Annotated in this window: 27 protein-coding genes and 1 riboswitch; of the genes, 9 read left to right on the forward strand and 18 right to left on the reverse strand. The window is 44.7% G+C overall.

Features of this window, described 5'->3' with window-relative positions:
- Positions 1-420 precede the first annotated feature (420 nt).
- Positions 421-876: a hypothetical protein gene (locus MHB43_RS26820; protein WP_221823564.1), complete on the forward strand. Its 456-nt coding sequence runs from the start codon at positions 421-423 to the stop codon at positions 874-876.
- A gap of 8 nt (positions 877-884) precedes the next feature.
- On the opposite strand, the gene MHB43_RS26825 is transcribed toward MHB43_RS26820, so the two are convergent.
- The 5 genes from MHB43_RS26825 to MHB43_RS26845 form a co-directional block, all read right to left on the reverse strand.
- Entirely contained in the window at positions 885-1226 is a 342-nt protein-coding gene (locus MHB43_RS26825; RefSeq protein WP_221823566.1) for a hypothetical protein, read from the reverse strand.
- A 219-nt stretch (positions 1227-1445) separates the two neighbouring features.
- On the reverse strand, positions 1446-2324 hold the full coding sequence (gene rarD, locus MHB43_RS26830; protein ID WP_017692421.1) for an EamA family transporter RarD: 879 nt from the start codon (positions 2322-2324) through the stop codon (positions 1446-1448).
- A 150-nt stretch (positions 2325-2474) separates the two neighbouring features.
- Entirely contained in the window at positions 2475-3053 is a 579-nt protein-coding gene (locus tag MHB43_RS26835; RefSeq protein ID WP_405130804.1) for a hypothetical protein, read from the reverse strand.
- Positions 3054-3398: 345 nt separating this feature from the next.
- Entirely contained in the window at positions 3399-3764 is a 366-nt protein-coding gene (locus MHB43_RS26840; protein ID WP_221823570.1) for a hypothetical protein, read from the reverse strand.
- Positions 3765-4049: 285 nt separating this feature from the next.
- A complete protein-coding gene (locus tag MHB43_RS26845) occupies positions 4050-4691 on the reverse strand; it encodes an NAD(P)-dependent oxidoreductase (RefSeq protein ID WP_047841293.1) in 642 nt (213 codons plus the stop codon).
- Positions 4692-5228: 537 nt separating this feature from the next.
- Between MHB43_RS26845 and MHB43_RS26850 the strand changes: the two genes are divergently transcribed.
- On the forward strand, positions 5229-5606 hold the full coding sequence (locus MHB43_RS26850) for a hypothetical protein (protein WP_221823572.1): 378 nt from the start codon (positions 5229-5231) through the stop codon (positions 5604-5606).
- 476 nt (positions 5607-6082) lie between these two features.
- Here the strand turns inward: MHB43_RS26850 and MHB43_RS26855 are convergent, their stop codons facing one another.
- Complete coding sequence (locus MHB43_RS26855) at positions 6083-6439, reverse strand: iron-sulfur cluster assembly accessory protein (protein ID WP_036605753.1); 357 nt, start codon at positions 6437-6439, stop codon at positions 6083-6085.
- Between the two features lie 629 nt (positions 6440-7068).
- Here MHB43_RS26855 and mqnE point away from each other — a divergent pair.
- Complete coding sequence (gene mqnE / locus MHB43_RS26860) at positions 7069-8175, forward strand: aminofutalosine synthase MqnE (protein ID WP_047841294.1); 1107 nt, start codon at positions 7069-7071, stop codon at positions 8173-8175.
- 235 nt (positions 8176-8410) lie between these two features.
- Positions 8411-9472, forward strand: a complete 1062-nt coding sequence (locus MHB43_RS26865) for an NAD(P)/FAD-dependent oxidoreductase (RefSeq protein WP_405130805.1) — start codon at positions 8411-8413, stop codon at positions 9470-9472.
- Here the strand turns inward: MHB43_RS26865 and MHB43_RS26870 are convergent.
- A complete protein-coding gene (locus tag MHB43_RS26870) occupies positions 9469-9723 on the reverse strand; it encodes a YuzB family protein (RefSeq protein ID WP_036605750.1) in 255 nt (84 codons plus the stop codon). The two genes, MHB43_RS26865 and MHB43_RS26870, sit on opposite strands and share 4 nt — an antisense overlap.
- Positions 9724-9803: 80 nt before the next feature.
- Between MHB43_RS26870 and MHB43_RS26875 the strand changes: the two genes are divergently transcribed.
- The gene (locus MHB43_RS26875; protein ID WP_053783253.1) at positions 9804-10049 is read left to right on the forward strand and encodes a NifU family protein; all 246 of its coding nucleotides are present in this window, start codon (positions 9804-9806) and stop codon (positions 10047-10049) included.
- 138 nt (positions 10050-10187) lie between these two features.
- Here MHB43_RS26875 and MHB43_RS26880 read toward each other — a convergent pair whose 3' ends face one another.
- Positions 10188-10967 carry an SDR family oxidoreductase gene (locus MHB43_RS26880; protein ID WP_405130806.1) on the reverse strand — a complete coding sequence of 260 codons (780 nt, stop codon included), beginning with the start codon at positions 10965-10967 and terminating at the stop codon, positions 10188-10190.
- A 171-nt stretch (positions 10968-11138) separates the two neighbouring features.
- On the opposite strand from MHB43_RS26880, the gene MHB43_RS26885 reads away from it, so the two are divergent.
- Positions 11139-12137: a DUF2167 domain-containing protein gene (locus MHB43_RS26885; protein ID WP_405130807.1), complete on the forward strand. Its 999-nt coding sequence runs from the start codon at positions 11139-11141 to the stop codon at positions 12135-12137.
- Between the two features lie 119 nt (positions 12138-12256).
- Here the strand turns inward: MHB43_RS26885 and MHB43_RS26890 are convergent, their stop codons facing one another.
- The 6 genes from MHB43_RS26890 to MHB43_RS26915 all read right to left on the reverse strand — a co-directional run bounded on the left by MHB43_RS26890 (position 12257) and on the right by MHB43_RS26915 (position 17943).
- On the reverse strand, positions 12257-13096 hold the full coding sequence (locus MHB43_RS26890; protein WP_339179139.1) for a MetQ/NlpA family ABC transporter substrate-binding protein: 840 nt from the start codon (positions 13094-13096) through the stop codon (positions 12257-12259).
- A 73-nt stretch (positions 13097-13169) separates the two neighbouring features.
- Positions 13170-13829 carry a methionine ABC transporter permease gene (locus MHB43_RS26895; RefSeq protein ID WP_036673326.1) on the reverse strand — a complete coding sequence of 220 codons (660 nt, stop codon included), beginning with the start codon at positions 13827-13829 and terminating at the stop codon, positions 13170-13172.
- The gene (locus MHB43_RS26900) at positions 13830-14864 is read right to left on the reverse strand and encodes a methionine ABC transporter ATP-binding protein (protein ID WP_405130808.1); all 1035 of its coding nucleotides are present in this window, start codon (positions 14862-14864) and stop codon (positions 13830-13832) included. It lies immediately after the preceding gene.
- A 126-nt stretch (positions 14865-14990) separates the two neighbouring features.
- Positions 14991-15132, reverse strand: a riboswitch (SAM riboswitch).
- 136 nt (positions 15133-15268) lie between these two features.
- Positions 15269-15985: a Cthe_2314 family HEPN domain-containing protein gene (locus MHB43_RS26905; RefSeq protein ID WP_017692405.1), complete on the reverse strand. Its 717-nt coding sequence runs from the start codon at positions 15983-15985 to the stop codon at positions 15269-15271.
- A gap of 191 nt (positions 15986-16176) precedes the next feature.
- On the reverse strand, positions 16177-17115 hold the full coding sequence (locus MHB43_RS26910) for a heme A synthase (protein ID WP_237178541.1): 939 nt from the start codon (positions 17113-17115) through the stop codon (positions 16177-16179).
- A gap of 483 nt (positions 17116-17598) precedes the next feature.
- Complete coding sequence (locus MHB43_RS26915) at positions 17599-17943, reverse strand: thioredoxin family protein (RefSeq protein ID WP_017692403.1); 345 nt, start codon at positions 17941-17943, stop codon at positions 17599-17601.
- A gap of 141 nt (positions 17944-18084) precedes the next feature.
- On the opposite strand from MHB43_RS26915, the gene MHB43_RS26920 reads away from it, so the two are divergent.
- A complete protein-coding gene (locus tag MHB43_RS26920) occupies positions 18085-19371 on the forward strand; it encodes a DUF2515 family protein (RefSeq protein WP_405130809.1) in 1287 nt (428 codons plus the stop codon).
- A 197-nt stretch (positions 19372-19568) separates the two neighbouring features.
- Here MHB43_RS26920 and MHB43_RS26925 read toward each other — a convergent pair whose 3' ends face one another.
- The 4 genes from MHB43_RS26925 to MHB43_RS26940 form a co-directional block, all read right to left on the reverse strand.
- Positions 19569-21197 carry a polysaccharide biosynthesis protein gene (locus MHB43_RS26925; RefSeq protein ID WP_339297971.1) on the reverse strand — a complete coding sequence of 543 codons (1629 nt, stop codon included), beginning with the start codon at positions 21195-21197 and terminating at the stop codon, positions 19569-19571.
- Between the two features lie 61 nt (positions 21198-21258).
- Entirely contained in the window at positions 21259-21699 is a 441-nt protein-coding gene (locus MHB43_RS26930; protein WP_047841365.1) for a DUF456 domain-containing protein, read from the reverse strand.
- Positions 21700-21753: 54 nt separating this feature from the next.
- A complete protein-coding gene (locus tag MHB43_RS26935; RefSeq protein WP_405130810.1) occupies positions 21754-22503 on the reverse strand; it encodes a Cof-type HAD-IIB family hydrolase in 750 nt (249 codons plus the stop codon).
- 684 nt (positions 22504-23187) lie between these two features.
- The gene (locus tag MHB43_RS26940; RefSeq protein ID WP_405130811.1) at positions 23188-23883 is read right to left on the reverse strand and encodes a TetR/AcrR family transcriptional regulator; all 696 of its coding nucleotides are present in this window, start codon (positions 23881-23883) and stop codon (positions 23188-23190) included.
- 229 nt (positions 23884-24112) lie between these two features.
- Here MHB43_RS26940 and MHB43_RS26945 point away from each other — a divergent pair, with 229 nt between their 5' ends.
- Positions 24113-24577: an SMP-30/gluconolactonase/LRE family protein gene (locus tag MHB43_RS26945; RefSeq protein ID WP_405130812.1), complete on the forward strand. Its 465-nt coding sequence runs from the start codon at positions 24113-24115 to the stop codon at positions 24575-24577.
- Positions 24578-24606: 29 nt separating this feature from the next.
- Complete coding sequence (locus MHB43_RS26950; RefSeq protein WP_405132474.1) at positions 24607-25245, forward strand: SMP-30/gluconolactonase/LRE family protein; 639 nt, start codon at positions 24607-24609, stop codon at positions 25243-25245.
- Positions 25246-25299 lie beyond the last annotated feature (54 nt).

A 25299-nucleotide genomic window follows, 5' to 3' on the forward strand; every position in this document is an offset into this window, starting at 1 on the left:
AGACACTTCTAAAACCGTGGGTAGTCAAATGGTAAGTAGTAAGGTAAAACAAGAGCTTGAGGCGCTGTTCCCGGGGGGATTAGCGCCTTTTGGCGATGAAGTGCGTTGAGGGGGTAGCGTGGTGGGCGTTCCGGTGGCGGATCGTTCTTATGATCGCTGTTATCCCCAGATTTTTATGAATTCCCTTATTAGGGGAAAATCCGGGGATAAAGGCGAACGCTCCGCTTCTTCAGAATCGATTCCGCCCCCTCCACTACCTTGCTGCTCCTGATCGGGCACTCCTAAAGCGTGTCGCAATCAATCGAGGAGGGGGGCATCACTCGGGCTGGAGACTGATGTTCTTTTGGCTTACATATGAATATAATAAGTTTATTGAGATAACACATAGGATCAACTTCTAATTGGAGAGGAGGCATATGGATGAGCTTTTTAAAAGGGTTCGGTCAGTTAGCTGGGGAAGTTACCGGAAAAGTGTTGGGCGGCAGTGTGAGGGTTGTTGGTGAAATCGCGGGTAGCCCCTTTATCAAAGAAATCGGGAACGGCGTAGAAAAAGCTACGATTAATACAGGCAAAACCGTTGGACAACTGGCTAGCGGGACATATGATCTTGCCAGTGGTGCAATTCGAAAAGATGATACCGCCATAGACGCGGGGCTTGCCGATATTGGAGGTGCCGTAACCAATACTGCAAAAGGTGTAGCGATATCAGCCAAGTATGTATATAACAGCGGTAAAGATGTTGTTGTGGGCATGAAAGAGGAAGATAAGGACCGAGTGAAGCTTGGTGCCAAGAATCTTTTAGCTGCTGCTGCGGTAACAACACTTGCTGTCGGCGTCATTGATGCAGTTGATGGGGCTGAAGGTGTAGATACGTAGGATTTAGATTAGATCACCAATAACACAACAACTGAAGAAATACAGCCTAGCAGGGCAACCAAAATATGGAGACAACTAAATGAGATTTTTTCAAGTAAAATCCGTTGTCTCTTTTGAATTAAACACGAGTAGATAAACACTGTAACCACAACGGGCAGATATAAATGAAGATCCGGACCATCCGTGCTTGGTAATAGTTTATTAATATATCTACCTATCGTTTCGTTGACCATCATGAACCCATATATAATACCGATTATCGCTGAAACTGCAAACTGAAATAGTATCTGAACTACAGCATTCTTTACAAAGAATGGATCATGTTTGCGGTAACGGTCATTAACGATCATCTATCTGTCGCCTCCTCGTTTTTCGATTACTCTTTTTGGTTACTCTTTTTAGTTACTATTTTTAGTTACTATTTTTGATTACTACTCCTGTATTTTACCATAACGTTGATCAGCCTTCCTTTTTAGTTTTTATCGACCTATCGCTCCCCAACAAACAAAAAATTGCCCTCTCCACCTCATTGGCAGAAAGGGCATTTATAACGATTCAGATACCTCTGTTCAGCTTACCTTAGCGAGTCTCGTAGCACGTATCGATGCGGCAGCGTATACGATAAGCGCTGTCCAGATGAGTGCGAAACCAACAAGCAGAACTGGCGAGACCGTTTCCTTGAACACAAACACACTCAGGATCAGCATGATTGTCGGCCCAATATACTGTACGAAGCCTAGTGTGGACAACGACATCCGAGCAGCCGCCCTTGCAAAGAACAGCAGCGGCAGCGCCGTCACCACACCGGAAAGCAGCAGTTCGAAGAACATCGGCGCAGGTAACGTCCATGCCGTTGCTTTTCCTACTATGGCTAAGTAGATCCAGTAGCCCAGTGCGACGGGTAGAACTACAGCTGTCTCCGAAAATAAACCCACAGAAGCGTCTTGCTTAATCTTTTTCTTCGCCAGACCGTACAAGCCAAATGACACGGCCAGCGAGATCGCTACCCATGGGAAACGTCCGTAGTCGATGGCGATGATAAGCACCGCGACACCAGCGATGGCAATCGCGAGCCACTGTCCACGGTTTGGCTTTTCATGAAGAAAGACAACCGCCAGTAACACGTTCAGCAACGGGTTCAAATAATAGCCCAGACTTGTCTCAACGACATGACCGTTGTTAACGGCCCAAATGAAGATAAGCCAGTTAATAGCAATTAGCAGCCCACTCGCGGTAAGGGACAGCAGGGTCGAACGACTGGTCAGAATGCGCTTCATGTCACTCCAACGACGTTGGACGGCAACGAAAATCCCCATAAAGACAAATGACCAGACAACCCGGTGCGATAAAATCTCACCTGCCGGTACATTTTCAAACAACTTCCAATACAGCGGGAGAACTCCCCACATGATATACGCAATGATCGCGTTGATTAATCCACTATTCATAACTGTATCCCCTCTTATTGCTCTGATATCTCAACGGATTATACGCCTCGATCCTCGTTTAAGTAAAGGGGGTAATAGGTCATACAGGAATCCATGCCTAGTTCAAATGACTTTTTCTTTGAGCAAAATTCCCCGTTTAGCGCTACCAAATTATACTTTGTGCTTTTTCTTTCTTACTCTCATGATGAAGGTAAAGATCGCCGCAAATACGACCACACCTACGATAAACAAATCAATATCTTGCTCAAACATAAACCACATTTTTTGTTCTACGTTTACTTGTTGTTTTGGTGGAAAGCCTTCCCCGAATAGTTCAGTTGCTTGATTAATATTGTTCATTTCGATGGTTGAACTGCACGGACTACTACTTAATTCGCCATCCACTTCGCTAAAGTATATTAAGTATTTGTTACCTTCCTTGAAATCAAATCCCCATGTGAAGTTAGTTCCGATAATTAGTTGAGAGTCAACTTCAGTATTCCAACTCCTCTCAACTTCCACTAAAATATATCTAATTTTCTCTTTGGTTCCCGTAAACCCCTCTTGCTTCAAGTCGACCTTTACTTGCTTTACTTCACCATAAACAGCTCCATCATATATTTCTAACTGTTCTTGGGGACCTCCCGATTCGGCACATGACAAGGCTTTAACATCTTGTACATCAGAAATAAAAAACACGGTAGAGATAAAAAAAATCAACATGATTATACGAAGCTTCAGTTTATCCACCTTCTTCTCATAACATTAATTCGTACATCTTTATTGACCTCTTTAACAGGAAAAATGTTGCATTTCCCCTGGCCGTTAGGTGAATGAACAACGAAGCAACCAATCGGACACAGTTGGTTGCTCCATTTGTCTTTATTAAGTTACCATTCAAGACTAATCTAAAAGAAATAAAACTAAGATATTTTTCTTACAGCAAACCATAACTCAACAAAATTCAGTCCATCTTTACCACCAGTAATTTCAAATTCCATTCCGTCGACCTGTTCATATCCTGTAGTAGGAAGCCATTCAGAAAAGAATCGTCTATGTATGGTAGCATCACATTTGATCCTATTTTGGTTACTTTCACTTTCCTCCAACATGAAACACGCCAATTACGGTTTCACCATCTTTGTCATACAGTGGAATATCCCATCCGTCTGGTGATCTGCTGTTCTGTATCGCAATAGCTTCTTCAGGTGTTTTTGGTTGCTCGCCATCCATGTCTTTTTTCAGCAGATATCCTTCTGTACCATCCACACCAGTAGCCAAGATTAAATCAGGTTCCGTTTCTGGAGAAGTCGCATATGCGGCAGAACCATATGTCTGTCCATTCTTATTTTTCGGATAAAGAGAAGTAATGTGAAATTGATTCATCGTATTTTTAACGTTTGTATATTGGGATAACCCTGAACCACTCGATACACTAATCATTAAAACCACAAATATCAATAGTATGACTCCTTTAGAATACATCTTCACAACTGTTCACTCCCTTATACTTTTGAACTCGCAGAAATTCCAATGAAGAGAAGATAGCTTTCACGTAATCACATTATCTTCCCATCTTTAGAATAATATAACATAGATTCAAAGGAGTAGTTGGAAGTTGAGCGATGATCATCTAACCTGTCTAACGTTATTGCAGAACTTCCCTCTTTGATAACATAAAAAAACGGACACAGATCTGTGGAGATCAGCGTCCGTTTGTATGTTCCATATTATCATTTAAAAGTGTTACTTCACTTCACCAACAACGGTAAAACGCTCGTTTTTGTGTTGTGGATTCTCGATCTCATCAACCAAAGCGATTGCATAGTCTGCATAGCTGATGTAGCTGTTGCCTTCGCTATTCACGAGAATAACGTCGTTGCCTGCTTGATATTTGCCGGTGCGTACGCCTTCTGGATTAAAGAATCCAGCCGGGCTCAAGAATGTCCATTGAATACCTGAAGATGCTTGCAGATCCTGCAAGTTTTGGCCTTGGTTCGTTGCAGTTGCTTTGTAAGCATCCGGGAATCCTGGGGATTCAAAGACACGCAATGTTTTGGACTCGTCTGTGAACAAGCTTCCTGCTCCACCCACAACGATCAGACGAGTGTTTGGTGCATCCTTCAGGATGTTGATCAACGCTTGTCCTACTTCCACATGAAGGTTTTCTTTACCCGCTGGTGCACCAAATGCATTTACAACCACATCAAATGCTTTAACATCTTCTGCTGTAAGATCGAATACATCTTTCTCCAGCGTATTCAGGCTTTTATCTTCCAATTTGGATGCATTACGAACGATTGCCGTTACTTTATGCCCTCTGTCTGCTGCTTCTTTCAAAATTACACTTCCTGCTTTGCCTGTTGCACCAATGATTGCAATGTTCATTATGATCTCTCCTTTAAATTATCGATAATGTTTATGTTTGAACTTTATATTGTAACTATAGTTGTTACAACTAGGTTTGTCAACTCTCCTCTCTCAGACAGTATTCTTATTAAAGGATACCCACAAACTGAACTTAATCTTCTAATTTATAAAGATATGAATAAAATCACTTCGATATTTTTCCTTTTTTATCTATTTATAGACTATGAAAAAGAGCGTAGTTATAGAGTTTTCCACATACAGCTATATAAATTACATTTTAATTTGGAATAGATAACCTAAATGATATGGAAAAAATGACACATATTTTACAATATTTTTCCATCATATATATGTTACATTATATATGTTACATTATATATGTGGGATGGGATATAAAAGAAAAAAAGTAAACATAAGGAGGTTTAATTGATTTTATAATTTAAGTTTACTCTTCTGCATTTGTTTGTAATCAGAGATAACTCTATTTCATCTCACTCGGTGATTTTACTCATTTTAGCGAATTATAATCTATTCAAAAAAAAGGAGAGTTTAGCCATGTTAAAAAAATTCATCGCAACATCCGTAGTTGCATCGATGTTAATCCCTGTTTCTGGAGTCTTTGCTTCTGAAGATGTTAGTAATACAGTAATCCAACCTACACAGGCAACATCTATCACTCAAGAATTACCTAATTCAGATGTATCCATACTGGCTCTATCTTCATACTATAGAGTGAATGACTATTCTAATTTTAGAAAAACACCTTCACCAACTGGAGTAAATATTGGTTCGCATGTTTACGGAGATGTAGTTTATGGCGGAACGGAAAGTGTTGTTGCAGAAGGGATGACATACCTCTATGTCTATAGTTACAAATATCAAGCCTGGGGATGGATTCAGAATTATTATCTCGACAAAATCGTGCAGCCATAATTCAAATGAAGTTAGCTAGCTAAAGAATATTTTGGAGAACAACATATTAACTAATGTAAAGTACTGATTGCAACTTACAACTTCAATCAGTACTTTTTTTGTTTCAGCGATACTTACATATTGTTATAGAAAACAGGACTGAAATTAGAAAAACCTTGAGTGGTTGTTTTAATCTATATCATTCGAATTTCTATGTACATTAGCAAGATAGTGGTGATTTCCGCCTCAGAGTGGAACCCTTCCTTTTTTCGGACCATAAAAGAAAGACCTCCACAACGTAATTAGTACGAGACTAATACGTCATAGAGGTCGTGATTCACAACCCTGAAATGCCATTTCAAGGATTGATAACGTTCATCTTCCGGGGTTGTTAACCTACCGAAATATCTGCGCAATTCACAATCTGCACTGGTAAGGCTACCGTTACATGCTTGCGTCCGTCATCCGTTACCGAATGCGCTCAAAACCGCGCCAGTTTAACAATCTTTATCAGGTACGCCCGCGTCTTCCTTCGTACGGAAAGAAGATCCACAACCACAAGTGGCTACCGCGTTCGGATTATGGATAGTGAAACCACCCGTCATACCGGACTCTTCAAAATCAATTTCAAGTCCATCCAGGTATTTCAGGTTTTCCTTCTCGACTACAACCTTCATGCTCTGAATATCCATATACAGGTCCTCATCGGACTCTTTATCGTCAAAGCCCATGGCGTACGAAAATCCGGTGCAACCGCCCGGTGCTACGCCAAGACGCAGGAACATACCAGGTGTCTCTTGCTGTGCAAGCATTTCTTTCAATCTGTCAGCAGCCGTTTCGCTGATGTTAATCATGCCAGGTCACTCTCCTTTTTCATATAAAATCATGTTCAAAAGGGCGCTTTTCAGTACCAAGAAGATGGGATGAAGATAGAAATGGAGTAGCGGAGCGTAGGCAAAACTACGTGAGCAACGGACATTTCGGCTGAATCCCATATTCGACGCTGAGATGCCGCTAGGCATCCTTCGTAATCAAAAGCGTACTTTTTGAACAACCTTTCATTAACTCTTCTTTAAATTATACTCCACCCCGTCAAGGGTCTCAAGTCATGTTTGCCTCTTTCCGCGTTCCCCCTCTACTCCTTTTTCTTCCCAGTGTATTGAACCCCCGCGACACGAGGTTTATAATGAATAGGTGGTCGCTCTGAAATGTCGATATTTTGCTATGACTTATTCAGGTGACGATCATATATAGAGTTGTAATTTTTTTCACATTTCGAGACTGTCCGCAGTCCCCAATGCATATAGAGTCACAGGACTCACTTTAATGAAAAAATTAGCTTTACGTACGCAGCACACGCTGCACCGGGTAAATAAGAGTTAGTCCATATAAGAAGGCGGCAGTTGACCGCATCTTTGCTATGTAGTTCTGTATACAGATCCTACACACAACTCAAATCCGGTTAAGAACAGGAGGAAACAGTATGTCTACATTGGTAACACCGTTCACAGACAAAAGAATGGCTGAAATCGTTGAGAAAGTGCAGAACGGCGTAAGGCTGAACGTAGAAGACGGCGTATATCTGTATGAAACAGATGATTTGCTGACTTTGGGCCAGCTGGCCAATGAGGCCAACTTGCGGAAAAATGGTAAGAAAGTATATTTCATCGAAAACATGAGTCTTTATTTTACGAACGTATGCGAAGCCCACTGCGCTTTTTGTAATTTCCGTAAAGACCAGGGTGAAGAAGGCTCCTATACATTATCCGGTCAGGAAATGATCGATTATGTAGAACAGCATATTCATCCGGGCGTGCGTGAGTTCCATATTGTGGGCGGACATAATAACCATGTTCCTTTTCAGTATTATGTCGATTCCCTGCGTGCTTTAAACGAGAAATATCCGGATGTTACGCTGAAAGCCTACACGGCAGCCGAGATCGATTTCTTCACTCGCATCAGCGGACTCAGTATTAAGGAAGTTCTGCAGGAGCTGCAAAAAGCAGGTCTGAAAACATTGACTGGTGGCGGCGCTGAGATTCTGTCGGATGAATATCGCAAAAAAATGCGTGTAGACAAAGCGAACGTCGATCGTTATCTTGAGGTGCACCGTACTGCTCATAACCTGGGCATGCGTACACATACTACGATGTTGTATGGATCGATTGAATCCTATGAGGACCGGGTCAACCATATGGTGCAGATCCGTGAATTGCAAGACGAGACCAACGGATTCATGGTCTTTATCCCGCTTTCCATGCAGCCAAAAAGTAAAAACGCGAGCATTATGCGTCGTAACTCGGCTTATGAGGATCTCAAAACGATTGCGATCAGCCGTCTGATGCTGGATAACATCGATCATATCAAAGCATACTTCATTAATATCGGTCCACAGCTAGCTCAAGTTGCCCTTGGATTCGGTGCTTCGGATGCACACGGCACGATCGTTCGCGAACGGATTAGTCATGCGGCAGGTGCACTCACACCTGAAGGCCTTACACGTAAAGAGCTCATATGGCTCATTAAGGGTGCAGGTCGTATTCCGGTAGAACGTGATACGTTCTACAATGAAATTCAAGTGTACGAATAGGACATAACTCCATCCACAAACAATATTTGCACCAGCACCACTCCAGAACGCAGCTTTCATTATAGGGAGACGTTTGAATTCGAGTGGTGCAAACTGCTGAATAATATCTTCAATTTTCAATGTCTACTTTTCAATTATTCAAAACCAAACAAAAGGAGCAGCTATGTTATTGCATAGCTGCTCCACAGTTTACAGCCCCATTTCAGTGGGACTGATGCAGAAAGGAAGCCGAGTCATGAAAAATTTCGTCATTCTTGGAGGCGGTTATGGCGGCCTCACCATCATCAAGGAACTTCTGGAGGGTAAAATTCCATCCGATACACAAATTATTTTGGTGGACCGCAGCCCCTTTCAGGGATTAAAGACCGAATATTACGCACTCGCAGCAGGAACCGTATCTGATTATGACCTGCGTATCCAATTTCCAGTGAGCGATAAAGTCACTTACCGTTATGGAGAAGTTACTTCGATTGACCTGGAACAGCGTCAGATTGAATTTGATGGCCAAGACCCGCTCGTGTACGACAAACTTGTCATTGGACTTGGTTGTACGGACCGTTTCCACAATACACTAGGTGCCGAAGATTATAGCTGTACCATTCAGAGCTTTAGCAAAACACGCGAGACCTACCTTCGCCTTAATGAAGTCAAAGCCTATGGCAATGTGCATATCGTAGGCGGTGGATTAAGTGGTGTCGAGATGGCAGCCGAACTTCGTGAGAGCAGACCGGATCTAAACATCAGCATTTTGGATCGTGGTGAACGTGTATTATCCGCTTTCCCGCAACGTCTATCCGTGTATGTGCATGAATGGTTCAACGAACATCAGGTAGAGACACGCGGGCATATCGCCATTTCACGTGTTGAACCTAATGCTATCTATAACCGGGATGAACAGATTCTAACGGATGCTGTCGTGTGGACTGCAGGCATTCAGCCCGTAAAAGTGGTACAGGATCTGGACGTGACCAAAGACCCTCAAGGACGTGTCGTCCTGAATGAATACTACCAAATCCCGGAATATACCGATGTGTATGTCGTTGGTGACTGTGCCAGTGTACCTTATGCACCTAGCGGTCAAGCTGCGGAAGTACAGGGTGAGCAGATCGCCCATATTCAGCATGCCCTCTGGAAAGGCGAAAAGCCCAATCCACATCCACTCAAGCTTCGTGGCACACTGGGTGCACTCGGCAAGAAGTCTGGGTTTGGGCTGATGGGCAAAACGTCCATGATGGGACGTGTACCTCGTATTTTGAAAAGTGGTGTGCTCTGGATGTCCAAGCGCCATCTCGGTTAGTCGAGATCGAGCTCGTCCCAGACATCGGCTTCGGCAATTTTGGCCAGAATGGCGTTATATAGATCTTCCACTTTGTCCGTGATGACAACTTCACCATTCACCAGTGCAAACGGAGTCATGGAACATTGGCCGCAGTTGGTGAGGCAGCCGTATTCAATCACGTCATAGTCTGGATTTTCTTCCAGTTGATCCATGACTTCATCTGTGCCAAAATGCATATTATTGGCACAAAATTCAATAATCGGTCTCATTTAGGTTCACCTGCTTTGTTTGACCATTTTAATTTGTGGCCATTTGTAATATAATATAGGAAGGAAAGGAGTTGAACAATATGAGCGAAAACGCACAAAGCACCATGTATGATGAGGTATCTGATGTGCTTGATAAACTTCGTCCGTTCCTGCAGCGCGATGGCGGTGACGTGGAACTGGTCGACGTGGAGGACGGCATCATTAAGCTGAAACTGGTCGGTGCCTGCGGCAGTTGCCCAAGCTCCACCATTACCTTAAAAGCCGGGATTGAACGTGCCCTTCTCGAAGAAGTAGAGGGTGTACAAGAAGTCGTACAAGTATTCTAATCAATCCTTCACGAAATAAACCTCAAGAGCCTTTCGCTTCGCATGAAGCGGAGGGCTCTTTTTTTGTGTGCATATGCAGAGAGTCCATTTCATCTGTCCCATTGACGGGTTTCCACGTACAATCCTTCAATTCACCTTTTAAGTATCCTCGCGCTGTATGGTTGGACGAATCGGATCAAGTCCTCCAGATACATCCATAATGTTGCCTGTTATAAAATCGGAATGATCAAGGCACAGATACGTAATCACTCGTGCAATATCTTCACCGCTGCCTGGTCGCCCTCTTGGCGTTTCGACATCGGTGATGCCTGCCATTTCATCAATCGTTTTCTCTTTGTTCGCACCACGAATGTCACCTGGACATATCATGTTAACCGTAATTCCATACGGGGCTTCTTCAACCGCGAGTGTCTTTGTAAAAGATACCAGACCCACCTTGGCAGCCGCATATACGGCGCGATGAGGCCAAGATCTTGCTTCTCCAGCATGACTGAAGCCAAAATGGATAATGCGTCCCCATTGCTTGCGTCTCATCTCTGGCAATACACGCTGATCCAGTAACATCGGTCCCAACAGATTTCCCTGCACAAGCATCTGGACCTCAGCTTCAGAATAATCCGCAAATAATCGTCGTTCACGGACAAATGGACCCGCGTTATTCACCAAAATATCAATGCTGCCCAGATTGCCTTCCACCTGCTCAACCAATGAAGAGATATCTTCCACCTTGGATATATCAGCCTGGATGGCAATGCACCGCACACCCTTGGCTATAATCTGAGCCTTTAAAGCCTCAGCTTCTGTTCTACTGTGTACATAGTTAAGGGCAATATGACACCCTTGATCTGCCAGACTGAGGGCCGTCATTTTACCAAGACCTTTGGCACTTCCCGTTATGAGGGCAATCTTTCCCTTCACGTTCATCCCCCTCTTCAAAGAGCAGTCACTATCCAGTATAAAAGATTTATCGTCCTCCTACAACTCACTTATCCACAAGGGATTATCCACCTTTAATTCCAAATATATCTTGATCGAAATCAAACACCTATGGTACTGTCGAGGATATAACCCGAAAGGACCTCTACATGAATGAATAACAAAAGATGGATATCATTTCTTACACTTTTAATGTTGAGTTTGTTCACAGTCTCTAGTGCCTTACAGGTATCAGCCGCAAATGAGACTGAACAAGCACCTGATGAGTATGATTGGATTACTGGACCAGCATCTGTCTCTCTGGACGGTAAGGCCACCCTGGAAGTCCCTGAGAGCCATTCCTATCTGGATAAGGACAATACCCAACGCTCGATACTTAACAGCGATGGGAAGCCTAATGGGAATGAAATCGGAAGCCTAACCAGCAATAGTGAATTTGGCTCGTGGTATGTTGTGTTTGAGTACGTGAAAACAGGTCATATCCATGATGACGATCAGAATTTGAGTGCCGAAGAACTATTAAACAGTTATATCCGAGGCACAGAAGAAGATAACAGAGAACTTGATCCTGAATATAGAACGTACATAACGGGGTGGGAAATCGAACCGGCATATGACAGTACCAAACATCAGTTGGTTTACTCCCTTGGTTTCAAGAACGCTGATCAGCAAGCCATGGTCAATTACAATGTAAAGCTCCTGACGCGTGAAGGGTACATTACAGCCATTCTGGTTACAGATACGGCTAACTTTCAACAGAGCCGCCAGGCATTCGAGGAAACTGTCCTTAATCAAATTAGTATCAATGCAGGATATACCTACGAGGAGTACAATGCTTCGACTGACAAAACATCCACCATAGGGCTCAACAGTCTTCTGATGGGCGGGATCGGGTACACGGCTTCCCAGAAATTCAGTGCTCTTCTTTTGCTCAAAAAAGGATGGGCTTTGATCCTGGTTGTCCTTCTTGGGCTAATCGGTTGGATCAGATACAAGATCAAAAGCTCACACGCAGAAGAAGAAACACTCTCTCCCTCCGAGAGGACGTACCTGCAAGAAGCAGATGAGCAGCAGTATGCTGATCAGAATGAATTATCCTATTACCGCCAATCTGGACATCACTCTAGCGCTGATAAACCGGAAAAACTCTGACTTAAGTTGATCCCCACGTCAGCACCCACTTAGGAAACATAAAATAAGCCGTATATCTCTTCTGGAGAGATATACGGCTTATTGTTAATAGCTTCACATCATATCATACATATTGTGAATTATTCAGTTGCAGGTTCAACTGCACCTTTATAACGTTCTTTGATGAATGTTTTCACTTCTTCGGAGTGCAAAGCAGCAGCCAGTTTTTGGATTGCATCTGCATCCTTGTTGTCCTCACGGGAAACGAGGATGTTTGCGTATGGGTTACCTTGCAGATCTTCGATCAGCAAAGCATCATTAGCCGGATTCAGGTTCGCTTCAAGCGCATAGTTAGCGTTGATGAATACCAGATCCGCTTCATCCAATTGACGAGGCATCATGGCTGCATCCAGCTCGATGATATCCAGGTTCTTCGGATTGGCTGTGATATCTTGAATCGTAGATGAAATATTTGTGTTGTCTTTCAGCGTAATAATACCTTCCTTCGCGAGCAGCAACAGTGCACGTCCACCATTGGATGGGTCATTTGGAATTGCTACTTTTGCGCCGTCAGCCAATTCATCCAAAGACTTAATCTTCTTGGAGTAGCCGCCAAAAGGTTCAACATGAACAGGTGTTACAGAAACGAGGTTGAATCCACGTTCTTTATTCTCTGTGTCCAGGTAAGGCTGATGCTGGAAGAAGTTTGCATCCAATTTTTTGTCAGCAAGTTGCTGGTTAGGTTGTACATAGTCATTAAATGTAACGACTTGCAAACGAATACCTTGTGCTTCCAGTTCAGGCTTGATGCTTTCCAGAATCTCTGCATGTGGTGTAGGTGAAGCTCCAACTTTCAATTCAACCGTGCGTGGTGCACCTGCTGAATTGTCTGCGCCGCTATCCGAGTCCTTGTTGTTTCCGCAAGCTGCGAGAACCGCAATCAACATAAGACTAAGTAAAGCAAAAGACCATTTTTTCATGTGTAAAACCCCTTCTCTAATCATTTTTCATGTGGCATCCGCATAAATGCATATCCATCATGTTATCTATGTGTTATTTCCTGGTGAAAAATGTAACCAAGCGATCTCCAGCCATCTGGAGAATTTGCACTAGAATGATCATCGACACTACGGATATAATCATGATTTCATTTTGATAACGGAAGTATCCATAGTTGATTGCCAGTGTTCCCAGACCTCCACCGCCAACCATGCCCGCCATCGCCGTATAGGAGACGAGCGTAACAATGGTGATCGTTATACCAGCAAGCAGTCCAGGCAGTGCCTCAGGCAGTAACACCCGTCTTACAATCTGTCCGGTCGATGCACCCATCGACTGTGCCGCTTCAATGACACCCCGATCAACTTCTCGCAACGTTGTCTCCACCAATCGAGCAAAGTAAGGAGCTGCTGAAATAACTAAAGGTGGTATAACACCTAACACTCCTGTAGCTGTACCAACGAGTATACGAGTGAATGGAATAAGAGCAACAATCAATATGATAAATGGGACTGAGCGCAAAATATTCACAATCAGGGATAGTATAGTGTACACTGCCCGTGACTTAATCGAAGCAGATCGGGCTGTCATGAACAGCAGTACTCCGAGCGGTAAACCTAAGATAACGGTAAACAAGCCTGATACACCCAAAATTTGCAGTGTCTCTATGGAAGCTTTACCAACCTCTTCCCAACGTACGGTTGAAAAATCCATCTAACGAAGCACCTCCACATCAAGTCCCTCAGCGGTTAATTCTAATATCGTCCGATCAATCGCATTTGAATCACCCTCGAACCGAACGGTCAGCTGTCCATAAGGAACCTGTTTAATCGTAGAGATCGTTCCTTGCAGGATGGCAAAATCCACTCCCGTTTTACGTACCGTTCTGGACAAAATCGCTTCATATGTTTTGTTACCCAGAAAAGATATCTTCACAAGTTTGGAAGCAACACCTGCCTGCAATTCAACGCCTGCATTCGCCAGAGCGGTCTCTTCCAGAGCAAGTCCAGCTTCTTGGTCACGCATCATGAAGTCCCGCGTAATCGCATGTTGCGGCTTCAGGAACACGTCTGTTACAGGTCCCTGTTCCACAATGCCACCTTGATGAATGACAGCCACCTTGTCACAGATGTTCTGAATGACATGCATCTCATGTGTAATCAGTACAATCGTAAGGTTGTACTTTTCATTAATGTCGAGTAGTAACTTCAGGATTGAATTTGTCGTCTGCGGATCAAGTGCTGAAGTAGCCTCATCACAGAGAAGTACATTCGGATCACTTGCTAGTGCTCTCGCAATCCCTACACGTTGTTTCTGACCACCCGATAATTGAGCCGGATATTTGCTGCTATGGTGCTCCAGACCAACCAGTGCCAGCATTTCCTTCACTTTGCGATCAATGGCTTCCTTGGGTGTATTCACAAGCTTTAGTGGAAAAGCTACATTGTCATATACCGTTGCCGAGGATAACAGATTAAAGTGTTGAAAAATCATCCCAATTTTGCGTCTCTGTTGCTGTAATTCGGTTTTGCTCAGTTCAGTCAGGTTGATTCCGTCAACCCATACTTCACCCTCCGTAGGCCGTTCCAGCAAATTAATACAGCGAATCAATGTGCTTTTGCCCGCTCCGGAATGGCCAATCACTCCGTAGATTTCGCCCTTTTGTATGCTCAAATTCAGCTTGGACAACGCTGTTGTAGATTTTGCCCCTTTGCCGTACGTTTTCGTTAAACCTTTTAATTCAATCAATCGCACTTGCCCCTTTCCAACCACCTACATGTATCTTTACCCGATCTAAAGGAAAACTCCCCTTAAAGTACAAAAAAAGAGCCCTTTGCAGATACAAAGAGGGCTCTTTACGTGAAAGAATATACCTTCTCATCTGCCAAAATCGTGTCTCGCACCATTTTGTAGGAATTAGCACCTAACATCTATAACGAATGATACATGTATCATGTCGTTACAAATCGGTTGCCGGGCTTCATCGGGCCTGTCCCTCCGCCGCTCTCGATAAGAAATATGTTGTTGTAGGATTTTATAAGTTCATGTAGTTTATGCTTTATAATGTGAACGTAACTTTTGAAATATCAGTTCAATCTTTGTCACTGTAACATTCTAATTGAAACTCAGTATATTCCAAGTATTCCGATTTGTCAAAGGGAATTATTTCTTTTCCATATTTTGTTGATATAACTATAAGAGGCTGTTAACGTTTCACAGACCATATCCACGCCCTGACGCATTTCCTGCACATGCTGATTCAGATCCTCCAATTTCACTTTACCTTGCAGGGTCTGATGTAACTGCCACAGGTCATCATGCATTTCAGAGTTCATGTAGTGAATTTCCATATTACGTCGTTTGCGCAGCTTGCTCATCGGTTCACGATAAGAGTCCTTGATCTGTATTAATTGCAACGCAAGATCATGATGCTCCCTCGCATAATCGAACTGCCTTAACACCGTAAAATAAGAAAAATGCGCTTTGGTATTGGAAGTATTCAGCTGGAATATTTCATTTAATACCGTGCCTACTTTATCCAGAATGGCAAAGCAGCGGATAAAGCCATCTTTGTAGAAATACACATACCGGGCATACTCGGCTTTTTCAGTCGGCGTCATATCGTCCGTTGAACCTGCAACGACCTTTTTGCGAAAATGAGCAGCAGCGAAACAGCTTTGCTCCAGTTCATCCAGTGAGGAGATGAGTCCCTGCGTCCACACATACAGCTTCCGATAGTCATGCGTGGGATCATGGTCCACATGCATTTGTCGTTGAAATAGCTCAAGCGTATGCGCCATTGCGTCCATCGCTGCCTTCAATTTACCTTCGTTTATACGTGGCTTTTCCCCCAACAACGTTCGCAGCATATCTAACCTCCTCTTTTCCAAATCAACAAGAATTCATCACCGTAAACGTAACACATCATCCATTCCGTGTAATTGCTGCTTGCCATAGGTTGCCCTGATCCCCCTGACATCAAACAAAGTCCACCTGTCCAATGATGTACATCACTGGATGGTGAACTTTCATGTTTAGCCCACAAGAATGGAGCTATATCTTAGAATCGATTAACCGGGCGATGCAGCTTGTACACCAGGAAACTCATATACGTTAAGACTCCGAACAATAGGGCGATATCCAGCATATGAGCAAGAGCTACGAACATGTATACTTCCGGACGGTTCATTGTCACCATCATGAAAATACCAATGACTACTTGCATCAGAATAAGAACAACGGATACCACACCAAGAGTACGCATTTCCTTGTTGTCCGGATGATTACGGTAAGCGAAGTGACCCAGGATTGCGATAACAATCACGAGCGACGCAGCTGCTGCACGGTGAGCAAAAGCAACCGCTACCCCACCTGAAAGCTCAGGAATAATCTGCCCGTTACAGAGCGGAAATCCGGAACATCCGCCGGCAGAATCCGTGTGGCTCACAAATGCACCCGTGTATACCACGAGATATGTGTAAATGGTGGAGAACCAGACCAGATTCCTGAATTTTTTAGTGACCCGAGGGTATTTGTTCAGGCGCTCCAATCCACCATCTTTGGCCTCCTGCCTTATGCCCAGCGCCATCATTAGGGAACTGGCAAAAGCAATCAGTGCAAAGCCGAAATGCAGTGCCATGACTGCTGAAGATTGGGAGAAGACGACGGCAAAAGCCCCCATGATTCCCTGGACGATAACAAATACCAGAGTTAAGAAAGAAAACAATTGCAGGTCACGGCGTGACTTGCCGAATCGCAGAAAAGCCACAAACGAGGCAATGGACAACAGTCCAGCCAGTGCACTTACAGCGCGATGGGAATATTCAATGAGTGAAGCCACAGTATGTGCGGGAACGAGTTTTCCGTTACATAAAGGCCATTCCGTTCCGCAGCCAAGGCCCGATTCCGTTTTGGTTACAATGCCTCCACCAAAAGTGGCCAGAAACATGACAAGACAGGTTAATACGGTTAACCATTTAAACAAAGTTAAGTGTTTCAATTTTTTCTCACCCGCTGTTGGTTTAAGATGGCGAAGAATATTCTCCGCTTGTTTCGGTACTTTGACACTTATTTCACAACTAAATTCATTATACCGGATAAAATGTTCATTGACGTCGCGCTTTGTGACAAAATGTTAACGTCTGGTGAAATAATGACCCGCAGGTCATTGGGGATATGTACAGAAACGTTTCTTACATAGAACATGTCGAACACATAAACGCCATTTCCCTATTTCAAGAGAAATGGCGTTCTTTTTATTATACCCTTTTACGACATGAACCTGTCATACTTTTATATAAGTTCAATTAAACATTTACACAATAACGGAGAGGACAGAAATAACCAGAAGAAGCGAAGCGTTCGCCTTTATCCCCAGATTTCCCCCTTTATAAAAGGGATCAAAGAAATCTGGGGATAACAGCGATCGGAAGGTTATTCTGTCATCGGAGTGTCTATGTAAATTTATCAAACTTATATAACATTATTTATGGATCGTGTTGTACACCTCAACTGCGCGATCCAGGAACTGCTCAATCTCTTCTCTCGACTTGCGCAGCTTGTTCACATACCGTACCAGTTCGCGGCCATCTGTATACGCCACAAAGCTTGGAATGCCAAGAATATTCTGTTCTTCACTAACGGTTCCAACCTGATCCACGTCGACTTCAATCAAAGTCAGCTCACGTGCATATTTCTCTTCAACCTCAGGCATAAACGGATCGATGTATTTGCAGTCACCACACCAGTCTGCCTTGAATACGGCAATCGTCAAACGTGGGGATTGGATGGCTACATCAAAAGCCGGTTTGGAAGTAATCTGTTCCATTCGGTTCATCTCCCTTTCTGTACCTTGTCTTACCCTAAGTGAAGCAAATTGGCGAGTGGAAGTCAAATAATCAGCGCATACTTAGAATAACCACATGGTCTGTGAAATTAAACCCAGAACATAACGAAAGGATGTCACATCATGACTTCCACCAGAACCGATTCTTCCAGCGAACAACATCACGGGTCCCTCCTGCAGATGGTTCGTTCAATTCCGGGTGCTGCCCGGGAAATATGGCGTGGCAAACAGGCTGCATGGCAAGCTTCAGCACAGCTGCGTCACCCCTTGCGTGACATCGAGTGGGATACCGATACGGCAGCTGCCTTACAGTCTGAGGTGGAGCGTTTGTTACCTGGCAGCAGCAAATCTTTTGCACGCACGGACCAGGTTCAAAGCGCACTCGTCTGTGAAGAAAATTGCATCATTCTGGAAGAGATTAAGACACTGACCCAGGAGCACAATCGGAGTAATATCACCCGCACGGCAGCCTATCTGGAATGTTATGAGCAATATCCCGAACTGCATTGGGCACTGCTGGCCCATATGGTCTCTCGCAACGGCGGATATCACATGACAGATCTTCAGAGTGACTTGATGCATAATCTGCAGAATCAAAGCGATCGCGAGCGTATGTATCGGCTGCTGGAGCGATGCAATGCACTCATTTTCCAGGATGCATATCCCCAGCTTCTGCTGTATATGAACAGCCGTCGCATCGGACGAAGCTGTTTCCATCTCTTGTCGCACTTTCACGTATCGGCGTTTATGACGCCGTTTTGGGAACGCTTTTGGCTGGAACGATGCAGTTCACTGCTAAGTGTGGCATTAATTATTAATGAGCAGAACTATATCGAGAGCCGAGTCGTGCAGCATCCTTATTTTCAAAAAGAAGTACTTTCCAAACCCGCATTCCATCTGCATAATCTGGCGGGTCTGAATCATATCGTCTTTCCTCTTGGACGGGGAGCAGGACTCGCAGGACGCGTCATTGAACATTTTGGCAAGTTGGATGAGCGAATCATGTTTGGCAAAGGCCTATATGCTCTGTTGTTTGGTATGGAACAGGTACACACCCAAGTGTTGGAGTTCGCACGTTTGGTTCCCCATCGTGGTTCGCGCGCTGAATATTGGCCTGGCCTGTTTACCAATCGTGAAGACGAGGCAGGTGAACATACATTATACGCTCAGGCATTACTGGATGAGGAATGGCTACCCGAAGGGCAACGATTATATAGTCCGGAACTGCTCTCCGTATGGGGAGACACGCCTTATGAACCGATCACCAGACAGGACTGGCTTCAGACTCGGGATTGTCTCGGTTATCTGACGGCACCGCGGCGTCCATGGCTATTCGAGATGAGTCACGAACACCGGTATGGCATGCTGAAAACAGCACTGGCTCATGATGCTAAAGCCATCACACACTAATCTAAAGATCATATAGAGCAGGCAAAGACGGATGATGTGAACACCGATGTACCGCTAGTCCTCGCTTGCTGGACTAATGTAAAGTTCAGTCGCTCAGCTCTCCTTATCTATACAAAAAGCCCTGTCCGCTTAACAGCAGACAGAGCTTGTATCCTATTTTCACAAAATAGTAATGCTTGAATGGTACTCCTTGCATTTTAAGCTCTTTGCCCAGCTCCACGTTGAAGACGCATAAGTGGACGAAGAATTTTTTGCAGAATACGTGGGTAACTGCCCAGTTCGTCCTTGCGCAATACACGCAGCACAACCATGAGAACCAGATACACCACCACAACAAGCACACCAACCACAAGGCAGGTAAGCAAGAAGGATACACGTGCTGGAAGGAAGAGTCCAAAGATCATATTGCCAATCCAGTTCGCTGCAAATCCTACACCTGCTGCAAGCAACACTGTAATAATAAACCCTTTCCAACGCTCTCCCATGATGGAGAAATCAACGATTTTACGAAGGACCCGCAGATTCAGGTACGTGATGACCAAGAAGCAGAGGGCCGTTGCAATAATGATGCCGTAAATGCCGAAGATCGGCGCCAGAATCAGACTTGCGATCAGTTTGATCACAACACCTGCTGCGACACTGATCATCGTAATCCGTGGTTTCCCTACCCCTAGTAAAATGGAGTTGGTGGTCATCATCGTAATCTGGAAAATGGTACCGAATGTCAGCAAGGCAATGATCGGTGTTCCATCCAGATTGCTAAACAGCAATCCGTTAACCGAATAGGCTGCCGCACAAAGTGCAATGACAATCGGCATTCCCGTCAGAATCGAAATGCGCAACGCTAGTGTAACCTGACTCTTCAGATGCGCTTCATCCTTGCGGGCAAATGCTGCCGATATGACAGGCACCAACGATTGACTCAAAGCGATCGCCAGAATCGGAGGAATACCCGCAATACTCTGGGCCTTCGCACCAAGGATCGCAAGTACACCAGTCGCTTCTTCGAGTCCGATCTGGCCGCTAAGCAGTGGTACCACAAGGGATGAATCGATGAAGTTAATGGCTGGAACCGCAAGTGAAGACAGCACAATTGGAATAGACAGCTTGAAGATATCACTGTAGATACCTCGCATCGGCAGTTGCTCTGCACGCTCGTAATTCAATTGGGCCGCACGGTCGCTACGACGCAGCTTCAAGGTGAAGTACAGCATGACACCGAAGGCACCCACACTTCCCAATACCCCACCAAATGAGGCACCCGCAGCAATCGTCTGGTCATCATAATTCCATTGCAGCATGACATAAGCCACGATAATGGCTGTACCTACACGGGCGAACTGTTCAACAATCTGTGAAATACCACCCGCTGTCATGTTGCCGCGTCCCTGGAAATATCCACGCATCATCGCAATGGCCGGGAACAGCAGCAAGGCTGGAGCCAAGGCGCGAATGGCGCTGACCGACTCCGGTACTTTGGAGACATATGTAGCATAATAAGGTGCCGCGAACCACAATAAAGCAGACATGACTACCCCGGCAACAGCCGCAAAGATCAGGGCTGCACGGTAGATCTGTTGAGCTTCACCCGCGCGTCCGAGCGCATAACGTTCCGATACCATTTTACTCAGAGTACTCGGTATGCCCGCCGTTGCTACAGTTAACAGCATTAAATATACCGTATTGGAGATCGTAAACGATGCGTTACCGACATCTCCAAGGATATGCTCAAGCGGCACCCGTTGAACCAATCCGAGTACTCTTGCGATCAGTGCAGCGGCCGCCAGAATGAGCGTACCCCTAATGAATGTTTCTTTCTTAGACAAACGAATTCCCCTTCTTTCCTCCACACCGGACGTGCATCCCGTTGAAGCTAATCCTGAACGTTTAGGCGAATCTTACCACCCAGATAATAAAGAGAACAATCATGACGATTTGCAAAATAATTTTCATCACAGTACTCGTAAATAGCCCCACGACGGAACCAAATCCAACTTTCGACGCTTTGGAAGGTGAAGACCCTCCAATCAGTTCCCCGATAAAAGCACCGATAAATGGTCCCAGCACCAGTCCAAATGCCGGAATGACAAATGGTCCAATGATAACACCAATGGTACTCAGCGTGGTCGATAACTTGGAGCCACCGAACTTCTTCACACCCCATGCGCTGACGACATAATCAGCCACAAACAACACAACAACAATCAGAATCTGAATGATCCAGAACCACACACCAAACGGATCAAAGCTGAAGAACCAGCCGTAGACCAGAAACGCAAAGAAAATCGCTACAGCACCAGGCAATATGGGATATACCGTTCCAGCCATCCCCACTGCAAACAGCAGCACAATTAAAATCCAGGCAATGGTTGCGAGCAAAGGTTACTCCCCCTTCAAAATATGTTCACGGATCACTTCAACAATACCGTCTTCATTGTTACTCGCTACGATCAGATCAGCCGCTTCCTTGACCTGCTCCTGCGCATTGCCCATTGCTACACCCAGACCCACCGCCTCAATGACAGCCAGATCATTCAGACTGTCTCCGACAGCAACAACTTCGGACATCTCGATACCCAGCAGTTTGCAGACTTCTGCTACACCACTTGCTTTGGATACGCCAGCAGGGTTGATCTCGATATTAACAGGTGAAGAATTCGTCATCTGCAGACCACCCATTTGTTGCAGTTCCATCATGATCTGGTGACGAGCTTCATCCACTTCGGTATTAAAGCCGAATTTTAGCCATTCCAGACCTTCAATATTGTCCGTCCAGCGATCACGATTGAACAGCTCTTCCACGGAGTATGCCCAGTACCAGCTGTTATATTTCTCACCAATCTCCTGCATTTTACGAATCAATGCCGGGTCCATCAGATGACGCATATGCAGATCATGCGGTGCTTTCCAGACTTCACTACCGTTAACGGTTACCATCGGTGTCTCCAGCCCAAGCTGGACCGCATAAGGCATCGCATGGAATACAGCTCTTCCCGTAGAAAGGCACACATGTACACCCCGACGAATGGCAATCTGAATCCACTTGGCGGTCTCCTGTGTAATTTCATGATTATCGTTAAGTAATGTTCCATCCATATCCAATGCAAGCAATTTGTATTTCAATTCACTCATACAGTTCTTCCTCCTAGGTTGTCTCTCTCCAAATTGAACTCATGGATATCCATTCAGGCACTAAGCGGGCAGAAAACCTTTCGAGTCGTAGTATCTTTGTTTCAGAATTACCTTTTTCTTTAGTGTATTGAGATTATACGAGGTAACGTTACGTGTACGGATCGTCTTCCGATCGCTGTTGTCTCCGAATTTTCTAGATTCTCTCTTCTTAAAGGTTAGAAATTCGGAGACAAAGGCGAACGCTATCGCTTCTTCAGATCGATTCCGCCCCCTTCACTACATCACCTTTGTATTTAGAGCTCATAACACCTACTATCAAGAAGGAAATTCATAAACAAATTTCCCTTCTCTAGATCCTTTCTGCCCTCTACGTTCCACAATGGTTCTCCAGTTCAACTTAAAGGTTCTCTTTATATAATTTTAAACATTCTCTCACAACAAGATCGCCCGGCATCCGCAAAATCGGACGCTCCGGACGTCACAGCTAACGACATTTTACCACAGATCGTCGACCTGCAACAAAATAACCCGCTCAGGATTACACTTCGAAGTTATTACATTTTATGTAATATATAATTTCCTAAATAAAAAACGATCCATCTCCTACAGATGAACCGCTTTTAGCTTAACCTTAGTCAATCTGCCTGTTTTCCCTGCCTAACCCGTAGCCAAGATTAAATCCAATTATCCCCTGTCCGCTCCTCTGTCTTGCTTGGATACTGCAAACAAGGATTGGGACATCAGATTCATGGTTTGTTTATATACGGTATGGGCTGCCTTTACATCACCAAGGAACCCGCCCATATACAGGTGGATTACACCGTGCAGCGATGCCCATATAGTACTAACAAGAGTTTCGGTCTCTTCCTGGTCCGAAATCTGTCCTTGCTTCTGGGCAGTGCTAATTAGAATCAGCAAGCGGTGTATGGCAGTCATCGTTCCCTGCATACTCTCTGCATCCGGCTTGAACTCTGCAAAAGCCCCTCCGAACATCAGCTTATAGTAGCTACTATAATCCTGCGCAAACTGCCAGAAGGCTTCCCCCAAATCCAGTAAATGCTGCAAGAAGTCAGAGGACGGCGGCACTTCTTCCAAACGCTTGGCGAGCAATTTGCAGCCCTCCAGATACAACTGCTGGGCCAGGCCCTCTTTATTGACAAACAAACTGTAAATGATCTTGGTGGAGCAGCCCATCTTTTGCGATACTCTGCGTACAGTAACAGCCTCCGGACCTTCTTCCTCCAAAATGGTTGCAGCCGCATCAACCACAAGCTTACGGAGATTTTCCGTATTTTGCAGGCGAGCTTGCTGATATGTTTTTAATGCCCGCCTCTTGGATGGTGAGGGCTTGTCTTCGTTACTTATAAGGATCACCTTCAATTAGTTATCACGTTTCCGACTTCTAACAGGCATTCTAACCATTAGCAGAAAAGTTGTCAATGAAGTCATCATGATAAAAAAAAGAATTTGACACAATCGTTTTCTTTTGGTTACTATGATTCTTATAGGAAACAATGTTACTGAAAATGGTCTTGAGTTCATTTTATATTTTTTTGGAGTTTCGGTAACGTTGTTCCCCAAAAGAAACAGTGTATTAAGGAGGATTAATATGTCAACAGAACAAAAACAACGCAAACGATCCACTGGTCAACAAATTCGTAAATGGAGCCTGACTCTGCTAGGGGTAATTGTGCTGGGAATCGTTGTATTCCTGCTAATGCCCGCCCCGGTAGAACCCGCTGTTTGGTCTGCACCTGCTGCTCCTTCTTTTGAGAAGGAGGGTCCCTGGAAAGAGAACAACAAACTTAGCTCCGCTGAATTGGTTACCGGCCGCGCGAAGTTCCCGGAATTTATCACTTTTGACAAAGAAGGGCGACTGTATACGGGTGACTCCGACGGCAAAATCTACAGAGTAACCTTTGACGCCGAAGACAAGGCACAGCCAGCAGAGGTATTCGCTGATACCCATGGAACACCTAACGGCCTGAAATTTGATGCTGCCGGAAATTTGATTGTGGCGGATATTCAGAAAGGGCTCCTGTCCATTGACCGAACGGAAACATCGAAGTACTAACCACTGAAGTAGATGGGGGGCCGATCTACCTGGCGAACGAACTGGACATCGCGCAAGACGGATCTATTTATTTCTCCGATACCTCTAACTATGGCAAAGTCATGTTCAAAGAAATTGCCGAGAATAAACCGCATGGACGATTGTTGAAATATGATCCACTGACCAAACAGACGAACGTTCTGCTTAAGGATTTATATTTTGCCAATGGGGTGGTACTGTCTGCCGAAGAAGACTTCGTGCTAGTCGCAGAATCGTATCATTACCAGTTGACCAGGTACTGGTTGAAGGGTCCCAAACAAGGCACCTCTGATATTTTTGCGGAGAATCTGGCTGGGTTTCCGGACAATATCACCCGTGACGCAGAGGGACACTTCTGGGTAGGGGTATTCACAACCCGTCTGTCTTTTGCCGATTACATGCATAGTCACCCTTGGTTAGCAGCGACGATGTCCAAAGTTCCACAGTCCTTGTTAAATGGAGCCAGTGCCCCGGTGAAACACGGACTTGTTGCAGAATATGGACCAGAAGGAGAGCTTATTCGTAGTTGGCATGATCCAGAAGGAACATTGTATGGCATCACCACGGCCGTAAACCAAGGGAAATATGTGTATCTCGGAACCGCACCGGGAGGAAGCCAAGGGGTTCATCGGGTGCCTTTGAAACCGTAAGGATTGTTATATTCATCTACCTCATTGCCACCTTTAGGCATCCCAATAGCAGCT

The organism is Paenibacillus sp. FSL H8-0317, assembly GCF_045040685.1.
In the GTDB taxonomy this organism is placed as follows: domain Bacteria; phylum Bacillota; class Bacilli; order Paenibacillales; family Paenibacillaceae; genus Paenibacillus.

Excerpts from the sequence above, each read along its gene's own strand:
- MHB43_RS26820 (WP_221823564.1), top strand. The coding sequence starts at position 421 with ATGAGCTTTTTAAAAGGGTTCGGTCAGTTAGCTGGGGAAGTTACCGGA.
- MHB43_RS26825 (WP_221823566.1), bottom strand. The coding sequence starts at position 1,226 with ATGATCGTTAATGACCGTTACCGCAAACATGATCCATTCTTTGTAAAG.
- rarD (WP_017692421.1), bottom strand. The coding sequence starts at position 2,324 with ATGAATAGTGGATTAATCAACGCGATCATTGCGTATATCATGTGGGGA.
- MHB43_RS26845 (WP_047841293.1), bottom strand. The coding sequence starts at position 4,691 with ATGAACATTGCAATCATTGGTGCAACAGGCAAAGCAGGAAGTGTAATT.
- MHB43_RS26850 (WP_221823572.1), top strand. The coding sequence starts at position 5,229 with ATGTTAAAAAAATTCATCGCAACATCCGTAGTTGCATCGATGTTAATC.
- MHB43_RS26855 (WP_036605753.1), bottom strand. The coding sequence starts at position 6,439 with ATGATTAACATCAGCGAAACGGCTGCTGACAGATTGAAAGAAATGCTT.
- mqnE (WP_047841294.1), top strand. The coding sequence starts at position 7,069 with ATGTCTACATTGGTAACACCGTTCACAGACAAAAGAATGGCTGAAATC.
- MHB43_RS26865 (WP_405130805.1), top strand. The coding sequence starts at position 8,411 with ATGAAAAATTTCGTCATTCTTGGAGGCGGTTATGGCGGCCTCACCATC.
- MHB43_RS26870 (WP_036605750.1), bottom strand. The coding sequence starts at position 9,723 with ATGAGACCGATTATTGAATTTTGTGCCAATAATATGCATTTTGGCACA.
- MHB43_RS26875 (WP_053783253.1), top strand. The coding sequence starts at position 9,804 with ATGAGCGAAAACGCACAAAGCACCATGTATGATGAGGTATCTGATGTG.
- MHB43_RS26885 (WP_405130807.1), top strand. The coding sequence starts at position 11,139 with ATGAATAACAAAAGATGGATATCATTTCTTACACTTTTAATGTTGAGT.
- MHB43_RS26890 (WP_339179139.1), bottom strand. The coding sequence starts at position 13,096 with ATGAAAAAATGGTCTTTTGCTTTACTTAGTCTTATGTTGATTGCGGTT.
- MHB43_RS26895 (WP_036673326.1), bottom strand. The coding sequence starts at position 13,829 with ATGGATTTTTCAACCGTACGTTGGGAAGAGGTTGGTAAAGCTTCCATA.
- MHB43_RS26905 (WP_017692405.1), bottom strand. The coding sequence starts at position 15,985 with ATGCTGCGAACGTTGTTGGGGGAAAAGCCACGTATAAACGAAGGTAAA.
- MHB43_RS26915 (WP_017692403.1), bottom strand. The coding sequence starts at position 17,943 with ATGGAACAGATTACTTCCAAACCGGCTTTTGATGTAGCCATCCAATCC.
- MHB43_RS26920 (WP_405130809.1), top strand. The coding sequence starts at position 18,085 with ATGACTTCCACCAGAACCGATTCTTCCAGCGAACAACATCACGGGTCC.
- MHB43_RS26930 (WP_047841365.1), bottom strand. The coding sequence starts at position 21,699 with ATGGCTGGAACGGTATATCCCATATTGCCTGGTGCTGTAGCGATTTTC.
- MHB43_RS26935 (WP_405130810.1), bottom strand. The coding sequence starts at position 22,503 with ATGAGTGAATTGAAATACAAATTGCTTGCATTGGATATGGATGGAACA.
- MHB43_RS26945 (WP_405130812.1), top strand. The coding sequence starts at position 24,113 with ATGTCAACAGAACAAAAACAACGCAAACGATCCACTGGTCAACAAATT.